Origin of the sequence: Sphingomonas phoenicis (assembly GCF_047238005.1) — a bacterium.
GTDB lineage: Bacteria > Pseudomonadota > Alphaproteobacteria > Sphingomonadales > Sphingomonadaceae > Sphingomonas.
Genome location: NZ_JBDFMC010000002.1, coordinates 2128925 through 2152598, shown reverse-complemented (window position 1 = coordinate 2152598; position 23674 = coordinate 2128925). Strand labels below are relative to the sequence as shown.

Here is a 23674-nt window from a genome sequence, read left to right as displayed (position 1 = left end):
CTTCAGCTCAAAACTGAAAATTTACCGCGAGGGCAAAGGTCCGGCCGAAATACGCGGTGTACAGTGGATCCTGTCGTATCGAGTCGACCGTCAGCCGGTTGGTCTCGTTGGTGATGTTCGATACCTCGGCGATCAGCTTGATATGTTCGTTGAGGTTGTACGAGGCGGAGGCATCGACGAAGATCGAGCTCGCGTTGGCGCTCGAGTCGGCGTCGACCGAGCCGCTGGGTACCGCGGTCAGGAAGCCTGCCCGGTAGTTGAGCGTCGAGCGGATGCTGAACTTCTTGTCCTCATAGTAGAGGGTGCCGCTCGCCGTTTCCGGCGACAGCCCGACCAGCGGCGCGGTCCGTGAGAGCGAGGACGAGATGATGTAGTTGATGTTCGACCGGACGCGCGTGAAGTTGGCGAGCGCGCCGAAATTGCTGAGCACTCCCGGCAGGAAGCGGAACGGCAGCTGCACGTTCACCTCGAACCCGTTGAGCGGGCCGCCGGGCGTGTTGTTGCTGCGTTGGACGGTGAAAAGGTCGGTCGGGCGCAGCTGCGTACCGTTGAGCAGCGTCAGCGGCAGGCCGATGTCCTGGAACGCGACCTGCTGGCTGGTCGTCTGGATGTAGGTCTCGATATTCTTGTGGAAATAGGCAACCGACAGCAGCGAACCGGGTGCGAAATACCATTCGAGCGAGGCGTCGAAGGTGTTGGCGCGGATCGGATCGAGGAACGGGTTCGAGAAGCTGGCGGTCTGGATCACCAGATTGGCGGACCCGGCGGGGATCAGCTGGCCATACGACGGACGCGACATCACCCGCGCCGCCGCAGCGCGCAAGATGAGGTCCGGCGTGATGTCCAGCGCCAGGTTCACCGACGGCAGCCAGTCGTCGTAGCTGCGACCCACGTTCGAGATCACGAAGCGCGACGAGTAGAGAGACCCTGCCGGATTGGCGGTGGTGATCGGACCATAGGTGTCGAGGTTGGTGTGGACGTAGCGGACACCCGCGTCGCCGCGGAGTTTGAACGGTAGCACGTCCTCCGTGTTGAACTTTACGAGGAAGTAGCCCGAGCCGTACTTCTCGTAGACGCCGCCATAGGTGCCCTTGGCACATTCGAGACTGCAATAGACGTAGCTGTCGAGGTCCGCCGCCGAGCGGAACTTGTCCGGATCGACCGAAATGAAATCCTGGAGCTGGCCGTCGAGGTTCTTGGAGATACCGCCGGTCACGAAGGTGATGTCCGCCAGCGACACGCCCGCCGGCAGCGCCAGCGGGGTGTTCGTCGCGAGCTGCCGCTCTCGTGCGGTGTACTTGTTGGTGCGGTACTGGCCGCCGACCTGGAGGGTGAAGTTGTGCGCTGCCTCCCACTCACCGTTCAGCTCGAAGGTCTTGCTGGTGATGCGGTTGCGGCGAATGAAGTTCGACAGCTGGCCGCGCTGGTCGCCATTGGCCAGCGGCGGTCCGTATTGGAACAGGCTGGGGTTGGTCGTGTCGATGCCGTAGGTGATCTTGGGGATATCGCGGTTGTCGCGAAAGTCGATCGCCCAGTTGCGGGTGTCGTTCGAATCGATCGCCACCTGCAGCCGGTTAACGTCGAGGAGCGATTCATTGATTCCCGCCAGTCCGTATACGCGGAACGTGTCGGAGAACCGGTGGTCGATGTTGAAGTTCGCCTGTTTGAAGGTGGAGGTGAACCGCTCGTCCTGCATCTCCGAACGCAGATCGACCCCGTCGAACAGGCCGTGGATCAGCGAGCCGTTGTCGTCGACCTCGATCTCGCGCACCGAAGTCAGCGGCTGACCGTTGTTCGAGATCGCGCGACCGAAGGAGCGCGCGTCGAAATAGGTGTCTAGCCGGTCGACCTTGAATCGCGAATAGAGCCCGTCCAGTGACACATCGGTGGCGTCGGACGGCTTCCACTGAAGCGTCAGCGTGCCGGCGAGGCGATCCTGCGTCTGGCTGCTCTTCACCGGCCGCGGCAGGCGGGGGAGGTAGACGCCGCCGCCCGGCCGCCCGTTCACCCCGGTGCGGCTCATGATGTAATCATAGGCTGCTGCGTTGCCGGTGCGCGGATTGTTGGTGCTGCAATTATTGGCGTCGGCGCCGATCGCGACCCCGTTCGGCTGGGTGTAGCCGGCGATCGGACTGTTCGTCGCCGCGCCGCGATAGGTGTACCCGACAGGGGTGCAGAAGGGAAAGATGATCCCGGCATTGGGCCGGCCGGCCGGCTGGGCGAGGCCGTAGACGGTCGTCGGCACCACATCGACCGCCGAATAGGCGAACTCGTCGATGCGCCGCTTGGAATAGGCGACACTGCCGAGGATGCCGAAGCTGTCGCCCAGCTTCTTGGACACCAACGCCGACAGGCGCGGATCCACGTCCTTGCGAATATCGTTGTAGATGCCGCGCGCGGTCGCGGAGATGACGAGGTCGCTCTTCTGGTCGAACGGCTTGGGCGCGCGCAGGTCGACGGTGGCGCCGAGCGAGCCTTCCTCCACGTCGGCCGAGGTCGTCTTGCGGACCGACAGCGCCGAGAAGATTTCGGTGGGGAAGGTCACGAAGTCGAACGAGCGCCCGGTGGCGACGCCGCCGCGAATGTCGGTGCCGCTGACCTGGCTGACGCCTTCCATGCCATTGATCCGCACGCGGGTGAACTGCGCGCCAAGTCCACGAACCGAGATGTTGCGGCCCTCGCCACCATCGCCGCGCGACAGCGCTACGCCGGGGATGCGCTGCATCGATTCGGCCAGGTTGGAATCGGGAAACTTACCGATGTCCTCCGCCACGATGCTGTCGACTGCCGCTGTCTCGTTGCGCTTCACCGCGAGCGCGCTGTTGAGCGACGCGCGGAAGCCGGTGACGACGATGTCGGCCTCCTGCGAGTCCTCGGTGCGTTTTTGCGGTACGTCGGCGGGGACCCCGGTCTGGTCGGTTCCGGCTGCGGGGGCGGGCACCTGTGCCGAGACCTCGTCGGAGCGGCGTTCCGGTGCGGCGACGGTCTGCGCCTGCGCGGTGGTCGCCAGTGCGATCCCGGCGATGCTGGTCGACACAAGCAGTCGATACTTGTCGGACGCGGTCAGCTTCATGCCCTCTCCCCCTGTTTGCCCATCCGTCCGATCTTGAACGGTACAGGCCGGCCGACGATGTCGGCTCTCTCAGGATGGATGGCGTATCACTGCCAAAGCTATATGACAATAAGCCTTGAAGTGGTCGGGCAACACCGGATGGTGTTTACGGTAGATGCCATCTCTCGGTTGCTTCTTTGTCCTCGTGACCGTCGGTCGCAGGCGATCAGCGCCCGTCTGGAAACCGTCGGAGCCCGCGCGATAGTTGTTCGGCCAAATTGGCCCGACGGGTCAAACCGCCCGACGGGCGAAGGCGCGGCGACGCTGCGCTGTCTCCGCGCGAACCCTCTCGACCGCCTCCGCCTCGTCGACGTGCAACAGATGATCGATGACCCGTGTCAGATGGTCGCGCATCGCTGCGCGCGCCTCCACCGGATCGTGCGCTTCCAGTGCGCGGAGAATGCGACCATGCTCTTCCATTCGCTCCTTCGTTCCCAGGCTGCCGGCCTTCGAGAGCGTCTGGCGCGCGAGTGGCGAGCGGAACCGCATGTCCCACGCATCGGTGACGGCGCCGATCAGCACGGCGTTGCCGGTCGCCTCCGCGATCGAGATGTGGAAACTGCGGTCTGCCGCCTCGGCCGCGGCATCGTCGTCCAGCGCCATATCGTCGAGCAGCCCGCGCAGTCGGGCGAGGCACACCTCGTCTATCTCCGTCGCCGCTACCGCCGCCACCTCACCCTCGATCAGCCGGCGTGCCTCGGTGATCTCGAACGCGCCGATATCGAATTCGTCGTTCTCCGACGCGCTCGATGTCGCCAGGACGAACACGCCCGATCCCTTGCGCGCCTCTACCAGCCCCTGCATCTCCAGCGCGATCATCGCCTCGCGGATCGTGGGACGGCTGACGCCGAACCGCTCGGTAAGATCCCGCTCGGCCGGAAGCCGCGATCCGATCGGGAACACGCCCCCGGCGATGTCCGCGACGATGGCCTGCACGATCCGGCGGTACAGCTTGCCGCCACCTTGATCCGACATGAAGTGCTTATCCAGTTATTCGTTGCCGCGCGGCGTGCCACGCTTTTACGGATTTTCCGTTTGCGGCGCCACGTCAAGTATCCCGTTGAAAAATGCCTGACAATCTCTTGCATGTGGTCCGACCAACCGATATCCATTCCGACAAGGATGCGCCGGCAACGATCGGCGCGCGTGGACGGCAGGAGACGGAATTGGCACAATCCCGAACTTCAAGACGGCGCCGGATAATGTGCGCTGCCGCGCTGGCCGGCCTGATCGGTGCGGGGGCGACTCAACTCGGCGCTCTGCCGGCGATCGCGGCAACGGCTGCGCCATGGCGGGACCTCACGCCACCCACCGGGCTTGCCGGCTGGCACTCGACCGGGGGCAAGGCACAATACGAGGTAGTCGGCGGCGAGCTGATCGGCCGAGCCATGCCGGGCAAGGCCAACAGCTGGCTCGTCTCGGACCAGCGGTTCGGCGACTATATCATGGAATTCGACGCGAAGACCGATCCGCTCCTGAATTCGGGCGTAATGGTCCGCGGGCAGAGCAGGCCGGACTATCGCGATGGCGTCGTCCATGGATACCAGGCGGAGATCGATCCATCGCCGCGGCGGTGGAGTGGCGGCATGTACGACGAGCAACGTCGCCAGTGGCTCTACTCGCTCGGCCGGAACAAGGCGGCGCGCGACACTTATCGTCCGGCCGACTGGAATCATTATCGGATCGAGGCGATCGGCAACCGGCTGCGCACCTGGATCAACGGCGTGCCCGCGACCGACACCGTCGACGACACCGATGCGCAAGGCTTCATCGCGTTCCAGGTCCACGCCATTCCCGATGCCGACGCGGCCCGGCATCCCGAGGTGCGGTTCCGCAAGGTCCGCATCATTACCGATCGGCCGGGTCGGTTCGCGCTGCCGGATACGGGGCTGGAGCAGCAGGGCTATCTTATGAATCGGCTGGCGCCCGGCGAGCGGCGCGCCGGCTGGACGCTGCTCTGGGATGGGCGCACGGGTACCGGCTGGCGGAGCCTGAAGGGCGGCAGTTTCCCGGCTGCGGGCTGGTCGATGGCGAATGGAATGTTGTCCGTTACCGGCGGCGGCGGCGATCTGGTGACGGCCGCATCCTACCGCGATTTCGAACTCTCGGTCGACTTCCGGCTGAGCGAGGCTGCAAACAGTGGCATCAAGTACCGGATCGCACCGGACGGTTCAGGGGTCGGGCTGGAGTATCAGCTCCTCGACGATGCGCGTCACCCCGATGCCAAGATGGGGCGCGACGGCAACCGCACGCTGGCCGCGCTCTACGACCTGATCCCGCCCGCGAACCTGCTCGATCCCGCCAGCCCGGGCAAGCGGATCAACCCGCCGGGCGAGTGGAACCGGGCGGCAGTGGTAGTACGCGGCAACCATGTCGAACACTGGCTCAACGGCTTCAAGCTGGTCGAGTTCGATCGCGGCGCCTCCGCCTTCGCCGCGGCAGTAGCGCAGAGCAAGTTCGCCCGGGTGCCCGGCTTCGGCAGCTGGGCGGCGAGCCCGATCCTGCTGCAGGATCACGGCGACAAAGTCGATTTCCGCTCGATCAAGCTGCGTAGTTTCTGAGGAGATCAGGTCGATGATGGACCGTCGTACCGTGCTGAAGGGAGCCGGCGTCACGCTTGGCGCCGCCATGAGCGCAAAGAGCTATGCCCGGATCAAGGGCGCCAACGATCGCCTCAACGTTGCGGTGGTCGGGGTGAACGGGCGAGGGCAGGCGCATATCGCTGCCTTTTCGAAGCTGCCCAACGTCGCGGTCAGCCACATCGTCGATTGCGACTCGGCGGTGCTGGCGAAGCGCGCCGGGGCTTTCGCCGCGCGTGGGCTCGCGACGCCCGCGACCGAGAGCGACTATCGCCGGCTGATCGCAAACCGCAATGTCGACATCGTGACCGTTGCGACCCCCGACTTCAGCCACGTCAAGATCGCGACCGATGCGATGAACGCCGGTCGCCACGTCTATTGCGAGAAGCCGGTCGGGATCTCGCCGGCCGAGGGTGAGGCGATGATCGCAGTGCAGAAGCGTACCGGGCGCCAGCTTCAGATCGGCAACCAGCAGCGATCGAGCCCCGAGACGCGTCAGCTCGGCGAACTGGTGAAAGCTGGCGAGTTGGGCGACGTCTACGAGGCGCAGACCTGGTACGCCAACGCGCGCAAAACGATCGGCCACGGCCGGCAGGTGGCGCCACCGGCAACGCTCGACTGGGACATGTGGCAGGGGCCGCGCCCTCGAAGCGCGTATCGGTCGAACCTCGTACCCTACAACTGGCACTGGGTATGGCAGTACGGCACCGGCGAGATCTGCAACAACGGCATGCACGAGATCGACGTGGCCCGCTGGTTGATGGGGCTCGCCTATCCGCAAAGCGTCGTCGCGCGCGGCTCGCGTCAGTTCTTCAACGACGACGATTGGGACATGTACGATACCATGGACCTGACGCTCGGCTATGACGGCAAACGGACGATCACCTGGAACGGGCAGAGCGGCAACGGCATGGCGCGCTACGGCCGGGGGCGCGGCGTGCTGCTGCTCGGGACCAAAGGGTCGGCAGTGGTCGATCGCAACGGGTACGAACTGTACGACCTCGACGGCAAGCAGCGCGGCGCCGTGAAGGCCGCCGCCGCATCGGAGACGACGGGCACGGTTGGCGAGGGTATTCTCGACGTCTATCACGCCGGCAACATGGTCGACGTGATCCGCGGCAAGGCAACCAAGCTGAATTCGCCGATCGCGGAGGGACATGTCAGCACCACGATCTGTCACCTGGGCAACATGGCGTACCGCACCGGCGCGGCGCTGACGATCGATCCGGCGAGCGGCCGGCCGTCAAGCGCAGAGGCGATGAAGCTCTGGTCGGTGGCCTATCAGCCCGGCTGGGAAATCAAGGTCTGACAATGGCGTCGGGAGTCGGCACGGTCGAGCGGTTCGCCGCCATGGGCACGCGGGTGGAGCTGCACGCGTTCGGGAGCCTCCCGGAACAGGCCGATCTCCTCGCCGCCGCCCGCCGCGCGGTCGAGGCGGTGGACGACGCGCTGACGATCCACCGTCCGTCGCCGACCACCGCGCTCAACGAGGCACTGATGGCGGGAGAGCCCGCGGCGATCGACGATCCGCTGTTGTTCGATGCGCTGGTGCTGGTCGATGAGGGGCATGCCGCGACGCTCGAGCTGTTCGACGTCGCCGCCGATGCGCGCCGCGGCGGCAGCTGGCGCTGGGTGACATTCGACCGCGAGATGCGACGCATTTGCGCCGAGGCCCCGCTGGCGCTGGATTTCGGCGGCATGGGCAAGGGGTTCGCGCTCGACCGAGCGGCGACGCTGCTGCGCGCGGGCGGGGTCGGCTCCGCGCTGCTGAGCGCGGGCGAGAGTTCGATCGTCGTGGTCGGTGCGCATCCGCTGGGCGGCGGATGGCCGTTCGCGATACCGCATCCGCTGATGGAGCGCGAGCAGCTGGTGGAGGTGGAGTTGCACGACGAGGCGCTGTCGGTCTCGGCCAGCGTCGGTGCCGGCACGCTGGCGCCCGAGCGCGCCGCCACCATTCGGCCGCACGACGCGCACGCCGTTATCGCGCCGCGCTGTACCGTCGCAATCGCGCCAACGGGCGCCGCCGCCGAGATGGCGAGCACCGCGCTGATGGCCGCCGACCCGGTGCGTGCCCGCCGCCTCTTGCATACGGCGCCTAACGGGCGTTTCCGTTTCGAACTTGGTGCCGCCTCGCCGGCGCGACCGACAAGGATGTGTGCGTAGGATGACCGATCAGAAGTTCGAGTGGTCGCGGCGACTGTTCCTCGACCGGATGCTGAGCGTGACTGCAGGGGCGGGGATAGCCGCAGCGGCGCCCTGGGCGGCGGAAGCGGCGGCGGCGACGCTCGCCTTGCCGGCTCCCAAACCGGGCGACCGGGTGCGGCTGGCGGTGGTCGGCACCGGTGATCGCGGTCGCACGCTGATCCGCAACATCCAGAAGACGCGCAACTGCACCGTCGCCGCGGTGTGCGACGATTATGCGCCCAATCTCGCCAAGGCTCGCGACATCGCCGGCGCGGGCGTTCCGGCCTTCGCCGATCATCGCCGGATGATCGAGGCGGGCGGGTTCGACGCGCTCGTCATCGCCACTCCGCTCGACCTTCACGCACGCCACGCCGCGGATGGGTTCGACGCCGGGCTGCACGTCTGGTGCGAGAAGGCGATGGCACGGACCATTGCCGATTGCGGGGCGATGATCGCGAACGCGCAGCGGCATGGCAAGGTACTCCAGATCGGCCACCAGCGGATGTTCCATCCGACCTATCTGAACGCGCTGAAGCGCGCCAAGGCTGGCGAGATCGGCACCATCACCCAGATTCGCGCCAGCTGGCACCGCAACAATCGCTGGCGCCGCGTCGTGCCCGCCGATGCGACCGACCGGCAGATCAACTGGCGCCTCTATCGCGACCGCTCGGCCGGACTGATGACCGAACTCGCCACCCACCAGCTCCAGGTCGCCAACTGGTTTCTGGGCGGCGTGCCGACGCGGGTGATGGGTTCGGGCAGCATCTGCTTCTGGAAGGACGGTCGTGAGGTCTACGACCATGTCGCGCTCGTTTATGAGTTCAGCGGCGGCCGGAAGGTGATCTACACCTCGCTCCTCAACAACGCACGCTATGGCTGCGAGGAGCAGATCCAGGGGAGCAAGGGTACGATCGAGCCCGAACTCGGCCGGATCTACCAGGAAGTGCCGCCCAAGCAGCTGCAGCTACAGCGAATGCATCAGGACATCGCGCGCGGGCACAAGCGCACCGTGCCGATCGGAGGCGCGACCTGGTTTCCCGAACTGCCGGTCACGACGCCGGGCGAGTCGCTAGGCTGGAGCGAATATGACGAGACGATGCTCCAGTTCGAGGGGTTCGGCGAGGCGGTGCGTGCGGGAAGGCCGCTGCCGGGGCTGCTCGCGCAGGCCTATTACGCCAGCGTCGCCTCGCTCCTGGGCGAGCAGGCGATGGACCGTGGCGAGGCGATGAAATGGCCGACCGACCTGGTCGCCGTCCAAATGTCCGGGGAGTAGAGACGTGACCGATACCAGCCGCCGCGACCTGATCGGCCTTGCGCTCGCCACGGGCCTCTCCGGACTGGCGGGGGAGGCGCTCGCGCAATCCGCCGCCCGCGGCGATGCGCCGACGGAGGCCGCGCCGGCGCGTCCTGTGCCCGAGGCGAAGTACCGGCTGCCGTTCGGCGTCATCGGGCTCGACCACAGCCACATCTATGCGATCACCGATGCGATGATCCGTGGCGGTGGTGTCCTCACCGCCTTCTACGCGGCCGATCCGAAGCAGGTCGCCGCCTTCCAGCGGCGCTATCCCGGCGTCCGGCTGGCGCGGTCCGAAGACGAGATCGTCGAGGATGCGCGGATCAAGCTGGTGTGCAGCGCCGCCATCCCTGCTTTGCGCGCCCCGCTCGGCATCAAGGTGATGCGGGCGGGCAAGGACTATCTCAGCGACAAGGCGGCGGTCGTCACGCTGAAGCAACTCGCCGAGGTGCGCGCCGCGATCAAGGCGACCGGGCGCAAGTTCGGTATCATGTACTCGGAGCGGCTGGAGGTGCCCGCCGCCGTAATGGCCGGGCAGCTCGTTCACGAAGGGGCGATCGGGCGGGTCATCCAGACGATCAATCTCGCCCCCCACCGCCTCTCCGCGCCCAACCGCCCGGCGTGGTTCTGGGACCCGGCGCTGAACGGCGGCATCCTGACCGACGTCGGCAGCCATCAGGCGGACCAGTTCGTCTACCTGACCGGCAGCAAGCGCGCGCAGGTACTGGCCTCGCAGGTCAGCAATTTCGGCAATCCCAAGCATCCGAAATTCCAGGATTTCGGCGACGTGATGCTGCATGGCGACGGCGGAGCGGGCTATATCAGGGTCGACTGGTTCACCCCCGACGGGCTGCCCACCTGGGGCGACGGTCGTCTCTTCATTCTCGGCACCGAGGGTTATATCGAGCTGCGCAAGTACGTCGACATCGCCGGGCGGCCCGGGGGCAACCACCTGTTCATCGCCGACCGGAAGGGCGCCCGCTATCTCGACTGTTCGAAGGTGCCGCTGCCGTTCGGGCCGCAATTCATCACCGACATCGTCGAACGAACGTCGGTCGCGCAGGATCAGGAAGGCGCGCTGCTCGCGGCCGAGTTGGTGCTGACCGCCACCGCGAAGGCCACCCGTGCCTGACTCCGACTGCCGGCGGGTGTCAGGGCGCTAGCGAGTCCCTGGCCGTCCCGCGTACCTCCCGACGGCGAGATCCATCACCGGGTCCGCCGCAGTGTGTGCAGGCCAGCGGAACAAGCCTGCGCAACCCGCACCGTCGGCGGCGATCGGTGCCATTCCTATCGAAGCAGTCGGGTGAGCGCAGCGCGATCGGTATCGTCGATCGCGGCGCCTGCGGGGAGGATCCCGCGCGGGCCGAGGATCGCGTCGACCACCCCTTGCGTGCCTGCGATCGTCCAGCAACGCGCCAGCGCGTCGGCCATCGGGTCGTCGACGCGATGCGCATCAGCGCGCACGAACCGCAGCCACGCCGCCAGCGCGGCAAGCGTTGCGGGCGAGCGTCGCCCTGCCGCGAGATTGATCCGGAGCGGTTCCAGCCATCGCGGTCCGATCTTCTGCGATCCATCGGTCGCGATCTGCGCCAGCCGGTGGGGCAGCGCGGCGTTGGCGAACCGCCCGAGCAGCGCGCCGGCATAGGCGTCGAGATCCTGATCGGGTGCGCGATCGACCGTCGGCGCTGCCTCCTCCCGCATCAGCCGCTCCACCGTCCGTCGGATCGTCGGATCGCCGATCGCCTCGTGAACGTGCGCGTATCCCGCCGCGAGCCCGAGATAGGCGAGAGCGGAGTGTGCGCCGTTGAGCATCCGCAGCTTCGCCGTCTCGAACGGGCGGACGTCGGTGACGATCTGCGCACCGCCCGCTTCCCAGCGGGGGCGCGGACCGGCAAACCGGTCTTCGATCACCCACTGGTGAAAGGGCTCGGTGATCAGCGCCCCTTCGTCGCGCATCCCCAGCCGAGCGTCGGCGTCATCGAGCACGGCGGCGGTCGCGGCGGGGACAATTCGATCCACCATCGTGGAGGGGAAGGCGCATTCGGTCGCGCACCAGCGGGCGAGCGCCGGGTCGGTCGCGTCGAGCCACTCAGCAAGCGCCTGTCCCAACCGCTCGCCGTTGCCCGCGAGATTGTCGCACGATACCAGCGTGAAGCCGGGCAGCCCGGCCGCACGGCGCGCCGCCATTCCCTGTGCGAGATAATGGTAGATGCCGGGATCGGCTGCGCGCACCGCGGCCAGATCAAGCGAGCGGTCCGGCGCGAGGCAATAGCCCTTCTCGGTTACGGTCAGCGTCACAATGCGGGTCGCCGGATCGGCCAGCGCCGCGATGACCGCAGCCGGATCACGCGGCGCGACGAGCAGCTCGCGCACCGCGCCGACGAGCTGCACCCGGGCGCCCGCGTCTCTCCGCCCGGTGACGGTGTAGAGCCCGTCCTGCGGCACCAGCGCCTCGGCGACCCCTGCCGAGCGCAGCGAGACGCCGGTGATCGCCCAGTCCCGATCGCCCGCCGCCATCGCCGCATCGGTGTGGACCGCTTGGTGCGCGCGGGTGAAGGCGCCGATCCCGAGATGGACGATGCCGCGCCGCTGCGCCGTCCGATCATATCCCGGCCGCGCCACGTGGGCGGGCAGATGCCCGGATGTTTCGTCCGAGAGCCTCATACCCGGTACGCGCGGCGGACGAGGCCGCTGGTAAGCTCGTGCGCCAGTTCCGCCGCTTCCCAGTCGGCAAGACGATGCTCCGCCACCAGTCGCGCGAGATAGGCGCAATCGATGCGGCGCGCGACGTCGTGGCGCGCCGGGATCGAGAGAAAGGCGCGGGTGTCGTCGTTGAAGCCGACGGTGTTGTAGAAGCCCGCGGTTTCGGTCGTCATCTCGCGGTACCGACGCATCCCCTCCGGGCTATCGTGGAACCACCACGCCGGGCCGAGCCGCAGGCAGGGATAGTGGCCCGCGAGCGGTGCCAGTTCGCGCGTGTAGCTGTCCTCGTCGAGCGTGAAGAGAATGATCGTCAGGTCGCGCTCGTTGCCGACGACGTCGAGCATCGGCTTGAGCGAGCGGACGAATTCTGCCTGGACCGGGATGTCGGCGCCTTTGTCGCGGCCGTGGCTGGCGAACAGGCGTCCATTGTGGTTGCGGTAGCTGCCCGGATGGATCTGCATGACCATGCCGTCCTCGACGCTCATCCGTGCCATCTCAGTCAGCATCTGCGCGCGAAACAACTCGGCGTCGGCGGGGGTCCAGCTGCCACCGATGATCCGCGCGAACAGCACCTCGCACTCTGCCGTCGACAAGTTCGCGGTTGCCGGTGAGGCGTGGCCGTGGTCGGTCGCGGTCGCCCCCATCGCGCGGAAGGTGGCACGGCGCGCCCGATGCGCGGCGAGATAGCCCGACCAGCCGTAGACGTCCTCACCGGTCAATTCGGCGAACCGGGTCAGCGCCTCGCCGAACGCCTCGTGCTCCACGTCGATCACGCCGTCGGGACGGTAGGTGGTCACCACGCGGCCCGACCAACCCGAATCGCGAATGGCGCGGTGATGGCGAAGGTCGTCATGGGCACCCTCGGTGGTGGCGAGGAAGTCGATGCGGAACCGCTCGAACAGCGCCCTCGGACGGAAGGCGTCGCTGGCGAGTGCATCTCCGATCGCATCGTAATAATGATCGGCGGTGCTACCATCGAGCACGACGTCGATCCCGATCACCTCCGCGAAGACGTGGTCGAGCCACAGCTGCGACGGCGTGCCACGGAAGAGATGGTAATGCTCGGCGAACAGCCGCCATGCCGCGCGCGGGTCGGTCGCGGGCAAGCCGGCGCGCGACGGGATCGCCAGCGCGTCGAGGTCGCAACCCTGCGAGTAAAGCATTCTGAAAACATAATGGTCGGGTTGCAGCAGCAGACTTGTCGCGTCGGTCCACCGCTCGTTCGTGGCGAACCAGGCGGGATCGGTGTGACCGTGCGGGCTGATGATCGGCAGATCGCCGATCTCACGATAGAGCGCGCGCGCGATATCGCGCTGCCGGGCATCGCTGGCGAACAGCCGGTCGGGGTGGAGCCGAAGTGGCCGAGTCATATAACAATCTCCCGCAACCGCGTTCAGTCGTGACTGGACAGTCGATTGCGCATTGAACTCTCCCTGCTTGACTGGTTAGCAGCAGGAAAGCGGCCTGACCAGTAGCGGTAGCGATGCTGACATGGGTAGTTGACAGCGGTCCGGCGTCGGGCGCCGAGCCGCGTCGCGCTGTTCGCAGGCCGGTCGTGTCATGCTGTTTCCGGTTGAGACTACGACGAGCCGCTCGACCGCCGACATGCGCAGGCGGTTTGGAAGTGGCACCGTCGACAAAGGTGGCGAGAGCGATATAGCCGAACGCCATGCGGGAGTGGGTGGTATGTCAGGCAATAGCTTGTGTGTGGCCTGACCAGTGTGTACGATCGATCGACGGACGGGGCGCCCGCGTGGCGACATTTCGGCAATCATAGTGCCGACCGTTCGAGAGAGAAAGACGGGGTGGGAAGCCGGTACGATGTTGATGACGCAAACCATGCGCTGGTTCGGTCCACGCGATCCGGTATCGCTGCGCGACATCCGTCAGGCGGGCGCGACCGAGGTCGTCACCGCATTGCACGAGGTGCCCAACGGTGCCGTCTGGAGCGCGGCGGCGATCGGCGCCCGCCGCGCCGAGATCGAGGCGGCCGGGCTGGGCTGGACGGTAGTCGAGAGCCTGCCGGTGCACGAGGCGATCAAGCTCGGCACCGCCGACCGCGACCGTTATATCGATCACTATCGCGAAAGCCTCGGCAATCTTGCGACTGGCGGGGTCGAAGTGGTGACGTACAACTTCATGCCGCTGCTCGACTGGACGCGGACCGATCTCGCCTGGCCGATGCCGGATGGCGCGCTGGCGCTCCGGTTCGAGCCGCTCGCGCTGGCAGTGTACGACATCCACATCCTCCGGCGCGGCGGCGCGGCGGATGATTACGACGCGGCGGTGCAGGCCGCGGCCGAAAGACGGTTCGCCGCGATGCACGACGACGCGCGGCAAGCGCTGGAGCAGACCGTGATCGCGGGGCTGCCGGGCAGCGAGGAGAGCTTCACCTCCGCCGGGCTGCTCGAGGCCATCAACGGCTACGCCGATGTGGACGAGGCGCGGCTACGCGAGCATCACGCGGTGTTCCTGGAGGCGGTCTGCCCGGTCGCCGACGAGCTCGGCCTGCGACTGGTCGTCCACCCCGACGATCCGCCCTTCCCGATCTTCGGACTGCCACGCGTGGTCAGCACCGAGGCGGATGTCGCCGCGCTGTTCGCGCGCGTGCCGAACCCGTCGAACGGGCTGTGCTTCTGCAGCGGCTCGTTCGGCGCGCGGCGCGACAACGACCTGCCGGGGATCGTCGAGCGCTTCGGCGATCGCATCGGCTTCGTCCACCTGCGATCGGTGGCGCACGAACCTGACGGCTCGTTCCACGAGGCCGCGCATCTAGAGGGCGATGCAGGCATGGCGGCAATCGTCGCCGCGCTTCACCGGTTGCAGCGCGTCAGCGGACGCTCGATTCCGATGCGCCCCGATCACGGACACCAGATGCTGGACGATCTCGGCCGGCGCACCAATCCCGGGTATTCGCTGCTGGGCCGGATGCGCGGGCTGGCCGAGCTGCGCGGGCTGGAACACGGAATCGCGTACGCTCTCGCCTGACCAGGGCACGAGAACGACATAAGGAAAAGGGGAGCGGCATGGCGACGCGGAACAGTTCAGGGGCGGCGCCGGCCAGGACCGCGACGGCAATCCGGCCAGAAAGCAATGTGCGATGGATCATCTGCGCATTGCTGTTCCTCGCGACCACGATCAACTATATCGATCGACAGATCATCGGCATCCTGAAGCCGACGTTGCAGGGCGAACTGGGCTGGACCGAAAGCGACTATGGTACGATCGTCTTCTGGTTCCAGGCGGCGTATGCGATAGGGCTGCTCGCATGCGGGCCGCTGATCGACCGGCTCGGCTCGCGACTGGGCTATGCCGCCGCGATCGCGTTGTGGAGCTTCGCTTCCGTACTCCACGCGTTCGTGCGTACTCCGTTCGGCTTCTCGGGCGCGCGGTTCCTGCTCGGTCTCGGTGAGTCGGCAAACTTTCCCGCTGCGATCAAGACCGTCTCGGAATGGTTTCCACGACAAGAGCGCGCACTGGCGGCGGGCATCCTCAATGCCGGCGCGAACGTCGGCGCGCTGGCGACCCCGATCGTGGTGCCGCTCCTCACCATCTATTTCGGGTGGGAGGCGGCGTTCATCGTTACCGGCCTGCTCGGCTTCGCATGGCTCGCGGCGTGGCTAGTCTTCTATCGCGCGCCCGCGAACCACCCGCGGGTATCTGCGTCGGAGCGGGCCTATATCGACGCCGATGCCACGGTCGAGCTCCAGCCGCATGTGCCGTGGCGCGCCCTGTTCCGGCAGCGATCGACGCTGGCGTTTGCGGTCGCCAAGTTCCTGACCGATCCGGTCTGGTACCTGTTCCTTTTCTGGCTGCCCGATCTGCTGTCGAAACAATACGACCTCGATCTGAAGACCTTCGGCCCGCCGCTGATCGTCATCTACCTGCTCGCGGACGCCGGCAGCATCGGCGGCGGCTGGCTCTCCTCGGCGCTGATGAAGCGGGGCTGGGGCGTCAACGCCGCCCGGAAGACTGCGTTGCTGATCTGTGCGCTGTGCGTCGTGCCGGTCTTCGCCGCGGCAGGCGCGGCGAACCTGTGGATGGCAGTGGCCATCCTCGGGCTTGCCGCCGCGGCGCACCAGGGCTGGTCGTCCAACCTCTACGCGATGGTATCCGACAGCGTGCCGCGCCGGTCGGTCGCGTCGGTCATGGGGATCGGCGGCGCCGCAGGCGCGGTAGGCGGCATGATCATGGCCAAGTATGTCGGGCACGTGCTGGATACGATCGGCTCGTATTGGCCGGTCCTGCTATGGGCAAGCAGCGCCTATCTGATCGCGCTCGCGCTCATCCACCTCATCCTGCCGCGGATCGGCGAACCTGTGGCGTCGCGCGGTCTGATGGATGCGCAGGGCCATGCCGCGTGATCATCAGGACGGCGTGCTGACTTGCTGTTTCCGTCACGGCACTGTCGGGCCGATGCAACAACCGGTAAGCCGGGTACGGTGGGCAGCCACATGTCCCGCCGGAGAACGCGGGCCAGTCCGTTTCACTATTCAACTCGTCGCCTTAGCAGGTGAAGGTCAGGTGTGTCTTCGCGAGGACAAAGGCCACCGGGAGCTGCAACAGGAGCGATTGCAGGCCTCGCTGTAGTGTCGCACCTCCCTCATGAACTTGAGGAAACATGATACCTTGCCCTTTCATGCGCTGCACGAGACTAGCGCCGGGATCGCCAGATCCCACCTCGGTCATGCTCATGAAGGGCACACGTGGATGCGCGTTCGAGTATCTGTCGGGCCGACACCCTGGTGATGGACATGCTTCGCCGTTGAACCGCTTCATGGCGATGCCCGGCCCGAGTCCTTTGAGGACGCGCTAGTCTCGGGCTTGATGGAAGCGATCCGCGTTCGCGAGATCGGCCAGCGGTGCGAGGATGCGCCGGTCGAAGTCGTCGAGTTGAGCCCCCGCTGCCACCCGTCGCGGCCAATCGGCATGCGTCAAGGCGCCACGCCCCAGCGTGACCATGTCGACCCCATGTTCCAAGAGTAGCTCGGTCGCGCGTGCCGGATCATGAAGAGATCCGTTTGCCAGCACCGGCAGGCGGCTATGCCGCTTAGCAAGCGCGGCAAGGCTGGAGCCGTCGCGGAAGGCGGGCTGCCATGCTTCGAACTCGGTGGTGTGAAGATAGTCGATGGGGAGCTGCCCGAGCAGGTCGTATATGGCCGCTGCTTCATCCTCCCCACGCCATTTGTGTACGAAGTCGTTGACCTTGCCCTGCGAACTGCGGACGCCGACAATGAAGTCCGGCCCGACCGCCGCGCGCACCGCGTGCGCCGTCTCGACCGTGAGTCTCAGCCTCCCTGTGGCGTCGCCGCCATAAGCGTCGGTGCGCTGGTTCACGCCCTCCGTCAGAAACTGGTCGAGCAGATAGCCATTGGCGCCGTGCAGTTCGACCCCGTCGAACCCCGCCTCGCGCGCCCGGATCGCTGCCGATGCGAAGCCCGCGACTGCCTCTTCGATCTCGGCCGGGGTCATCTCGACCGGAACCGGATACTCCCCCGATCCACGATAGAAGGGCATCTGCTGACCCGCCGGTCGGATCGCTGAGGGGCCGCGGGTGTCGGTGCGAAAGCGATTGCCTTGCGAAATGGCGCCGGCGTGCATGAGCTGGGCGATGAAGCGTGCGCCTGCCGCATGGACCCGCTCGACGATCGGCCTCCAGGAGTCGCCCTGCGTGTCATCCGCCAGCCCGGGTTGGTGCAGGTAGCCCTGCGACCAGATCTCGTCCGGATACAGGCCCTCGGTGATGATCAGGCCGAATCCGCCGTCGGCGAATGCGGCGTAATAATCGGCCATGCGACCGGTTGCGTGTCCCGTATCCGTGGCACTGACGCGGGTCATCGGCGCGACCGCGAGGCGGTTGCGGATCGCAAGCCCGCCGATCGTCAGGGGATCGAAGAAACGCGCCGCTGCGGCGCGCCCTTCCGTCGTTGCGACGACGTCCATCTCAATCGTCCTTGCTGTTGCGGACTGCGGCGATGGCCTCGATCTCGATCATGACCTCGGGGTCGTAGAGCGCCCGTACTTCCGCGATCGTGTCGGCGGGATAAGGCTCCGAAAAGAACTCGCGGCGCAGTTCGACGACGTCCTTGAAATTGCCCATGTCCGTGATGAAGATCGTCACCTTGATGACGTCATCGAGACTTGATCCGCCAGCCTCCAGCGCGCGGCGCAGGTTCGCAAAGGCCTGCCTTCCCTGCGCCCGGAAGCCACCCTCGACGACCTTCCCGTCATCACCGGCGCCGGCCTGACCGGAAATGAAGAGTAGATTGCCGAACTTTATGCCCTGCGACAGCAGAAACGGGGCATAATTGTCGGGAGTGGTTTCTACACGCTCCAGCTTCATCGTCTTGTTCCTTTCCATCGGGGTCAAGCGAAGTGGACTGATCGTCACCCGCCTTGATGGCTGGAAGATCGGCATCCGGCTCGTCTATGACAAACGCCGAATCGTCATCCGACAGATGAGGCATGCTCAGCCATGGCACGACGCCTTCCGCCACTCTCGGCGCTCCGCGCCTTCGAGGCGGCCGCTCGCCCCGGTAGCTTCAAGCTGGCTGCCCAGGAACTTGCCGTCACGCCGACTGCCGTCAGTCACCAAATTCGCGCGCTTGAGGAGAATAGCGGGCTAGCACTCTTCGAGCGCCGCACCCGCAAGGTCGTGCTGACCGAGGCGGGTGCACAACTCTATCCTGTTCTGCGGGATGGTTTCGACGCTTTTGCGGACGTGCTCGGGCGTCTTACGCGGCGGCGGAACCGCGCCCAGGTCACGATCTCGGCTACGGGTGCGTTCACCGCCAGATGGCTGGTCCCGCGCGTGGCCCATTTCCGTGCGTTGCACCCAAACATCGACCTTCAGATGCAGGCGTCGGACGACGTCGTCGATCTTTCTGCGGCAGGCGTCGACATAGCCATCCGATACGGGGTCGGCCCCTATCCAGGCTTGAAAGTCTTTCCGCTGTTTGCCGATCGCTTCGCGCCGGTCTTCAATCCCATGCTGCAGGTCGACAGCGTTGCGGATCTGGCGCGACGGCCGCTGATCGAGTTCCAGTGGCGCCGGCACCATGTGGACAATCCGACCTGGCCGCGCTGGTTCGCCGCGGCGGGCCTGCAGGCTCCCGCGGAGCCCCCCTCTCTGCGCTTCTCGGAGGAAAGTCATGCGCTCCAGGCTGCCGTTGCCGGTCAGGGCATCGCGCTCGCAAGCCTCCCGCTGGTCAGTGACGAGCTTGCGGCAGGCCACCTCATCGCACCGTTCGCTCCATCGATCACGGGTTTTCGCCACCACCTTCTCACGAAGGAGGGTGAGGCAAACGCGGCAGTCGATGCTGCCTTGCGCTGGTTGCTTTCCGAGGCGGGCTCGCTTGCCTGAATGTGACTGAGACTGGTCATACGATCGTGATTGCCAGAAGGCCGAAAGTGCCGTCAGCGGACGGCGAAAGAGGTGCCGTCGAGCGAACCGGTCGCGCGGAGCAATGCCGCCTCGAACACCGTCAAATCGCGCCGGCTGCTGGCGAGTGCGAGTTGCGCCGCCCGGAGACTCTGATCGGCGATGACGATGTCGAGCGTGGTCCGCAGCGCATAGGCGTATTCGGCGCGAATGCCCGCCAACGCCTGCTCCGCAGCCGTGACGGCGGCCCGATCGGCAGTGACCCGGGCGCGTGCCGCGACCAGGTTGGCCCAAGCCGTGTCGGCGGCGCGGATTGCTTCACGCTCGGCGGCGTCCAGGTCGAAGCGGGCGGCGCGTGCATCGGCTTGCGCCTGCCGGACCTGTGACGCGACGAGTCCTCCGGTCAGCAGCGGGATACGCAGCCCCAGCCCGGCCGACGCGCTGCGATTGAAGCCGCTTTCGTAGCCGCGGGCGGTACCCAGCCCGTAGGCATAGCTTCCGATCAGATCGAGGCTGGGAGCCCCGTTCGCGCGTGCGACGCCGATTCGCGCATCGGCGGCATCGCGCGCGGACGCCGCCTGACGCAGCAGCGGGTTCGCCGCAGCCGCGCGCGTGCGCGCCTCCTCGCGCGTGGCTGGCAGTTGAGCCAGTGAGGTGTCCGGCACCACCAGCCTGCCCGGGTCACGCCCGACGATCGCGCGATACTGTGCTGCCGCCGCGGCTTGCGCGGCCTCCGCCGCCGCCTGGTTCGAGCGCGCGGAGTCGCGTTGCGCGGTCAGGCGCGCGACGTCGGTCAGCGTGCCGGTTCCCAGGTCGAAGCGGGCCTGCGCCTCGCCCACCTGTCCGTCGAGCAACGCGATCTGGGCGCCGGCGATCGCCACCGCCTGCTGCTGGAGCAGCAGATCGCCGTAGGTGGCGACCACCTCGACCAGAACCTGCGCCAGCGTGTCGCGCACCCCCTCGCTACCCGCGGCAACGTCGGCACTGCTGGCACGCACGGCGCTGCGCACCCGCCCACCGGTCCAGATCGGCAATGTCGCCGCCACCGACCCGATCCCGCCGCGGCCGTAATCGAGCCGATCATAGCCCGCCCCCACGTCCGTCGCCGCAGTCAGCCTGCCGATCGCACGCGCCTGTTCCGGGCTCTCTGCGAGCGCGTCCTGGCGCGCGCCCGCTGCGGCCAGCGTCGGGTTTCCCGCGATCGCCGCATCGACCGCCTCGCGCAGCGTCTCAGCCGACACGGGGCCCGCTCCGAGACTGGCCGCGGCCAGCCAGGCAAACGTCCTATTCATGGCGTAGTGCCCAGGCGGGAGTAGCGCGCGAGGCGCGGATCGACTGGGCGATCACGGTGCCCACCGCGATCACGGTGGCCAGCACGGTCGCTCCGACGAAGTACAGCGGGGACAGCGCGATCCGGTCGTCGAACCCCGCCAGCCAGGTTCGCATGGCCAGATAGGCAAGCGGCCAGGCGACCAAGTTCGCCAGCAACACCGGGCGCAGAAACTGCCCCACCAACAGCCGGACGATATCGCCCGACGAGGCTCCCAGCGTCTTGCGGATTCCGACCTCCTTGACGCGCCGCGCGGTGTTGAAAGAGGCCAGGCCCCACAGGCCGACACAGCCGATGACAACCGCCAGCACGGCCCCGATCGTGAACAGCCGCGCCGAACGATCATCGGTCCGGTACATTCGCTCCATATTCTGCAGTGCGGTTCGCGCCTCGAACGGCACTGCCGGCGCTTCCTCGCGCCACACTGCCTGCACCGCACTGCGCAGGGCGAGCGGGTCACCGGAGAAGCGCAGGATCGCACTTGGAGACTGCGGATACTCGGTTACGAACTCGTAGTAACTCGGCGGGATCGGCTCGCGAGCATCGTCGAACCGCATGTCCTCGATCACGCCGATGATGGTGCGCGTCGGGCTGTCGGGGGTGACGAAGGTGCGCCCGATCGCCGCCTCCGGTGACGGAATGCGCAGCGCGGAAAGAGCCGTCCGGTTGATGACGATGTTGTGTGGTCGATAAGGTCCCGTGAAGCCACTGGTAAACTGCGCCGCGTAGTTGGTGTTCACGTCCGCCTGGCGCGATGCGTCGAACAACCTGCCGGCGATCATGCGTGCCTGCATCGTCTTGAAAAAGCCCGGCATAGTCTGGAAGTAGCGCAGATTGGGACCTTCGCCCGGCATCCCGGGAACCGCGATGTTGGTCAACGCCTTGAAGGAGCCCGGTCCCGGCACGTTGTTGGCGACGGCGCTCGACGATACGCCCGGCAGTTGCGCGAAGCGATGCATCAGTGTGTTGCGCTGCCCGTCGCTCAGGGCGCCATATTGGAGGGACATCACGAGCATCAGCCCGTCACGAGCATACCCGACATCGGCCTGGCGCAGATGGCGCGTCTGCGCGGTCAGCACGAAGGTGCCGATAACGAAGGCGATCGCGATCGCGAACTGCGCCACCACCAGCCCTTCCCGCACCCGTGTGCCTGCGCGACCACCGCCGGGCGAGCGCGCCGCGGCCAGTACTGACGCCGCCGGAATGCGGCTCAGCACCAGCGCCGGGTAGATGCCTGCGGCGATCCCGACGACGAGAATGACTGCTACAAGCGGCAGCAACACGCCGTTCCAGCCAAAGTATGCGATGTCGAGCGTCAAGCCGGATGCCGCATTGACGACCGGCATCGCCAGCTCGGCCAGTGCGAGCCCGATCACCGCGGCGATCGCGGTGGTCGCTACCGACTCGACCAGATAGTGGCGCAGCAGCGTCGCGCGATCCGCCCCCAGAACCTTGCGCATGGCCACCTCGCGCGCGCGCAATCCGGCGCGTGCGGTGGCAAGATTCACATAGTTCACGATCGCAATCAGTAGCGTCAGCACTCCGACGATGCCGATCGTCGTCAGCGCCAGCTTCGCGCCGGGCTCATCCAGATGACCGTCTGCCAATGGCTGAAGCGCGGTGCGGATGGTCGCCCCGGGGCTGCTCGGCGTTTCGCTGGCGGAATGGCGATCCGAAACCTCCTGGATGTCGCGCGCAACGCGCGGCACCCCGGCCGGATCGGTGATCCGCACAAAGGTCTGCGGGCTGAATGAACTCCATTCGTGTTCGTCGCGATAGCCGGGAGCCTTCGGATCATTGCCGATCGTCAGTCGCGCGAGCATGCCGAAACCAAGGTCGGTGTCGTGCGGTAGTTTGGCGACGACCGCCGCCACGCGAAAGGTCCGCGCGGTGCCGCCGACATTGACGGTCATGGTGCGTCCCAGCGGATCTCTGGTCTCGAAATATTTCGTTGCGGTATCTTGCGTCAGCACGATGTTGGACGGATCGGCAAAGGCATTGGTCAAATCGCCCGCAACGACGGGCAGCGCGAACAACTTGGGGAAATCGGCGTCCACAAAGGCGATTTGCTCGCTGAGACCGATCCCGTCCTTGATCACCGTGCCGGTGCGATCCCACACCCGGGTACCGACCAGCTCGGGCCGATCGCGCGAGACTGCACTCCACAGCGCCACCGGCGTATTGTTGTCGAGTGGCCGCTCGCCGCCGCTCGACTGCACGAGGTAGATGTTCTGCCAACCCGGCAGCCACTTCTCGTATCCCGACTCGAAGCGGACGTAGATCGTCAGCACCAGGAAGACGGCGATCCCGATGGCCAGCCCACCGATGTTGATCGCGGCATACAGCCGGTGGCGGACCAGGCTCCGCCAGAAGGCAGTGAGAGCGATGCGGTTCATGGATTGATTCCCTGTCAGATCGCGCGTGCGACCGAGGCGACGATGCGTCCGTCCAGCATGTCGATGCGTCGGCCGGCATAGTCGGCGTGCGCGGGCGAGTGCGTGACCATGACGATCGTCGCGCCGTCTCGGTTGAGCGCGGTCAGGATGTCCATCACTTGCGCCCCGTTCTCGGTGTCGAGGTTACCGGTGGGCTCGTCCGCAAGGATCAGCTTGGGGTCGCCAACGATCGCGCGCGCGATCGCCGCGCGCTGTTGCTGCCCGCCCGACAGCTGATGCGGGAAATGGCGTGCCCGGTGCGAGATGCCGACCCGGTCCATCGCGGCGGCGATCCGTGCCTTGCGATCCCCGCCCACCTTTTTGCGATAGGCAAGGCCGAGCGCGACGTTCTCCGCGATCGTCAGGTCGTCGATCAGGTTGAAGCTCTGGAACACGAAGCCGAGCGTACCTGCGCGAAACTGCGCCAGCGCCGCCTCGCCGAGCGCCGCCAGATCCTGACCATCGAACAGGTAGCGACCCGTACTTGGCCGATCGACCGTGCCGAGCGTGTTGAGCAGCGTCGATTTCCCGCAGCCCGACGGTCCCATGATGGCGACGAACTCGCCGCCTGCGACGGCGAGATCGATATCGGCGAGTGCGGTCGTCTCGACCTGATCGGAGATATAGCGGCGTTGAATCGATTCGAGGCGGATCAT

At 66.6% G+C, this 23674-nt stretch carries 17 protein-coding genes; 8 read left to right on the top strand and 9 right to left on the bottom strand.

Going from position 1 to position 23674, the window contains the following annotated elements:
- Positions 1 to 7: 7 nt before the first annotated feature.
- The gene (locus ABC319_RS11405) at positions 8 to 3073 is read right to left on the bottom strand and encodes a TonB-dependent receptor (RefSeq protein ID WP_413070341.1); all 3066 of its coding nucleotides are present in this window, start codon (positions 3071 to 3073) and stop codon (positions 8 to 10) included.
- A 270-nt stretch (positions 3074 to 3343) separates the two neighbouring features.
- Positions 3344 to 4087, bottom strand: coding sequence for a FadR/GntR family transcriptional regulator (locus tag ABC319_RS11400; RefSeq protein ID WP_413070340.1), 744 nt, complete (start codon positions 4085 to 4087; stop codon positions 3344 to 3346).
- A 227-nt stretch (positions 4088 to 4314) separates the two neighbouring features.
- Between ABC319_RS11400 and ABC319_RS11395 the strand changes: the two genes are divergently transcribed.
- From ABC319_RS11395 to ABC319_RS11375, 5 genes are read left to right on the top strand one after another with little or no spacing between them, the layout of a single operon-like run.
- Positions 4315 to 5673, top strand: a complete 1359-nt coding sequence (locus tag ABC319_RS11395) for a 3-keto-disaccharide hydrolase (protein WP_413070339.1) — start codon at positions 4315 to 4317, stop codon at positions 5671 to 5673.
- 13 nt (positions 5674 to 5686) lie between these two features.
- Positions 5687 to 7000: a Gfo/Idh/MocA family protein gene (locus tag ABC319_RS11390; protein WP_413070338.1), complete on the top strand. Its 1314-nt coding sequence runs from the start codon at positions 5687 to 5689 to the stop codon at positions 6998 to 7000.
- A gap of 2 nt (positions 7001 to 7002) precedes the next feature.
- Positions 7003 to 7854, top strand: a complete 852-nt coding sequence (locus ABC319_RS11385) for an FAD:protein FMN transferase (RefSeq protein WP_413070337.1) — start codon at positions 7003 to 7005, stop codon at positions 7852 to 7854.
- Position 7855: 1 nt separating this feature from the next.
- On the top strand, positions 7856 to 9148 hold the full coding sequence (locus tag ABC319_RS11380; protein ID WP_413070336.1) for a Gfo/Idh/MocA family protein: 1293 nt from the start codon (positions 7856 to 7858) through the stop codon (positions 9146 to 9148).
- Positions 9149 to 9152: 4 nt separating this feature from the next.
- A complete protein-coding gene (locus tag ABC319_RS11375; RefSeq protein WP_413070335.1) occupies positions 9153 to 10301 on the top strand; it encodes a Gfo/Idh/MocA family protein in 1149 nt (382 codons plus the stop codon).
- Between the two features lie 155 nt (positions 10302 to 10456).
- Here ABC319_RS11375 and ABC319_RS11370 read toward each other — a convergent pair whose 3' ends face one another.
- Both ABC319_RS11370 and uxaC read right to left on the bottom strand, forming a co-directional pair.
- Entirely contained in the window at positions 10457 to 11833 is a 1377-nt protein-coding gene (locus ABC319_RS11370) for a mannitol dehydrogenase family protein (RefSeq protein ID WP_413070334.1), read from the bottom strand.
- Positions 11830 to 13242: a glucuronate isomerase gene (gene uxaC, locus ABC319_RS11365; RefSeq protein ID WP_413070333.1), complete on the bottom strand. Its 1413-nt coding sequence runs from the start codon at positions 13240 to 13242 to the stop codon at positions 11830 to 11832. The genes ABC319_RS11370 and uxaC overlap by 4 nt, the downstream gene beginning before the upstream one ends.
- A gap of 451 nt (positions 13243 to 13693) precedes the next feature.
- On the opposite strand from uxaC, the gene uxuA reads away from it, so the two are divergent.
- Both uxuA and ABC319_RS11355 read left to right on the top strand, forming a co-directional pair.
- The gene (gene uxuA, locus ABC319_RS11360; protein ID WP_413070332.1) at positions 13694 to 14860 is read left to right on the top strand and encodes a mannonate dehydratase; all 1167 of its coding nucleotides are present in this window, start codon (positions 13694 to 13696) and stop codon (positions 14858 to 14860) included.
- Between the two features lie 107 nt (positions 14861 to 14967).
- Positions 14968 to 16236 (top strand): MFS transporter, encoded by a 1269-nt coding sequence (locus tag ABC319_RS11355; RefSeq protein ID WP_413070331.1) that lies wholly within the window; start codon positions 14968 to 14970, stop codon positions 16234 to 16236.
- A 448-nt stretch (positions 16237 to 16684) separates the two neighbouring features.
- Here the strand turns inward: ABC319_RS11355 and ABC319_RS11350 are convergent, their stop codons facing one another.
- Entirely contained in the window at positions 16685 to 17815 is a 1131-nt protein-coding gene (locus tag ABC319_RS11350; protein ID WP_413070330.1) for an NADH:flavin oxidoreductase, read from the bottom strand.
- A gap of 1 nt (position 17816) precedes the next feature.
- Complete coding sequence (locus tag ABC319_RS11345; protein ID WP_413070329.1) at positions 17817 to 18290, bottom strand: RidA family protein; 474 nt, start codon at positions 18288 to 18290, stop codon at positions 17817 to 17819.
- 57 nt (positions 18291 to 18347) lie between these two features.
- Between ABC319_RS11345 and ABC319_RS11340 the strand changes: the two genes are divergently transcribed.
- Positions 18348 to 19235, top strand: coding sequence for a LysR substrate-binding domain-containing protein (locus ABC319_RS11340; RefSeq protein WP_413070328.1), 888 nt, complete (start codon positions 18348 to 18350; stop codon positions 19233 to 19235).
- A 53-nt stretch (positions 19236 to 19288) separates the two neighbouring features.
- Here ABC319_RS11340 and ABC319_RS11335 read toward each other — a convergent pair whose 3' ends face one another.
- Genes ABC319_RS11335 through ABC319_RS11325 form a run of 3 tightly spaced genes read right to left on the bottom strand, consistent with a single transcriptional unit; the run spans position 19289 to position 23674 of the window.
- The gene (locus ABC319_RS11335) at positions 19289 to 20545 is read right to left on the bottom strand and encodes a TolC family outer membrane protein (protein ID WP_413070327.1); all 1257 of its coding nucleotides are present in this window, start codon (positions 20543 to 20545) and stop codon (positions 19289 to 19291) included.
- A complete protein-coding gene (locus ABC319_RS11330) occupies positions 20538 to 22979 on the bottom strand; it encodes an ABC transporter permease (RefSeq protein WP_413070326.1) in 2442 nt (813 codons plus the stop codon). The genes ABC319_RS11335 and ABC319_RS11330 overlap by 8 nt, the downstream gene beginning before the upstream one ends.
- A 14-nt stretch (positions 22980 to 22993) precedes the next feature.
- On the bottom strand, positions 22994 to 23674 hold the full coding sequence (locus ABC319_RS11325; RefSeq protein ID WP_413070325.1) for an ABC transporter ATP-binding protein: 681 nt from the start codon (positions 23672 to 23674) through the stop codon (positions 22994 to 22996).

Excerpts from the sequence above, each read along its gene's own strand:
- ABC319_RS11380 (WP_413070336.1), top strand. The coding sequence starts at position 7,856 with ATGACCGATCAGAAGTTCGAGTGGTCGCGGCGACTGTTCCTCGACCGG.
- uxaC (WP_413070333.1), bottom strand. The coding sequence starts at position 13,242 with ATGACTCGGCCACTTCGGCTCCACCCCGACCGGCTGTTCGCCAGCGAT.
- ABC319_RS11385 (WP_413070337.1), top strand. The coding sequence starts at position 7,003 with ATGGCGTCGGGAGTCGGCACGGTCGAGCGGTTCGCCGCCATGGGCACG.
- ABC319_RS11345 (WP_413070329.1), bottom strand. The coding sequence starts at position 18,290 with ATGCCGATCTTCCAGCCATCAAGGCGGGTGACGATCAGTCCACTTCGC.
- ABC319_RS11325 (WP_413070325.1), bottom strand. The coding sequence starts at position 23,674 with ATGATCCGCCTCGAATCGATTCAACGCCGCTATATCTCCGATCAGGTC.
- ABC319_RS11405 (WP_413070341.1), bottom strand. The coding sequence starts at position 3,073 with ATGAAGCTGACCGCGTCCGACAAGTATCGACTGCTTGTGTCGACCAGC.
- ABC319_RS11340 (WP_413070328.1), top strand. The coding sequence starts at position 18,348 with ATGGCACGACGCCTTCCGCCACTCTCGGCGCTCCGCGCCTTCGAGGCG.
- ABC319_RS11330 (WP_413070326.1), bottom strand. The coding sequence starts at position 22,979 with ATGAACCGCATCGCTCTCACTGCCTTCTGGCGGAGCCTGGTCCGCCAC.
- uxuA (WP_413070332.1), top strand. The coding sequence starts at position 13,694 with ATGTTGATGACGCAAACCATGCGCTGGTTCGGTCCACGCGATCCGGTA.
- ABC319_RS11335 (WP_413070327.1), bottom strand. The coding sequence starts at position 20,545 with ATGAATAGGACGTTTGCCTGGCTGGCCGCGGCCAGTCTCGGAGCGGGC.
- ABC319_RS11370 (WP_413070334.1), bottom strand. The coding sequence starts at position 11,833 with ATGAGGCTCTCGGACGAAACATCCGGGCATCTGCCCGCCCACGTGGCG.
- ABC319_RS11400 (WP_413070340.1), bottom strand. The coding sequence starts at position 4,087 with ATGTCGGATCAAGGTGGCGGCAAGCTGTACCGCCGGATCGTGCAGGCC.
- ABC319_RS11395 (WP_413070339.1), top strand. The coding sequence starts at position 4,315 with ATGTGCGCTGCCGCGCTGGCCGGCCTGATCGGTGCGGGGGCGACTCAA.
- ABC319_RS11390 (WP_413070338.1), top strand. The coding sequence starts at position 5,687 with ATGATGGACCGTCGTACCGTGCTGAAGGGAGCCGGCGTCACGCTTGGC.
- ABC319_RS11350 (WP_413070330.1), bottom strand. The coding sequence starts at position 17,815 with ATGGACGTCGTCGCAACGACGGAAGGGCGCGCCGCAGCGGCGCGTTTC.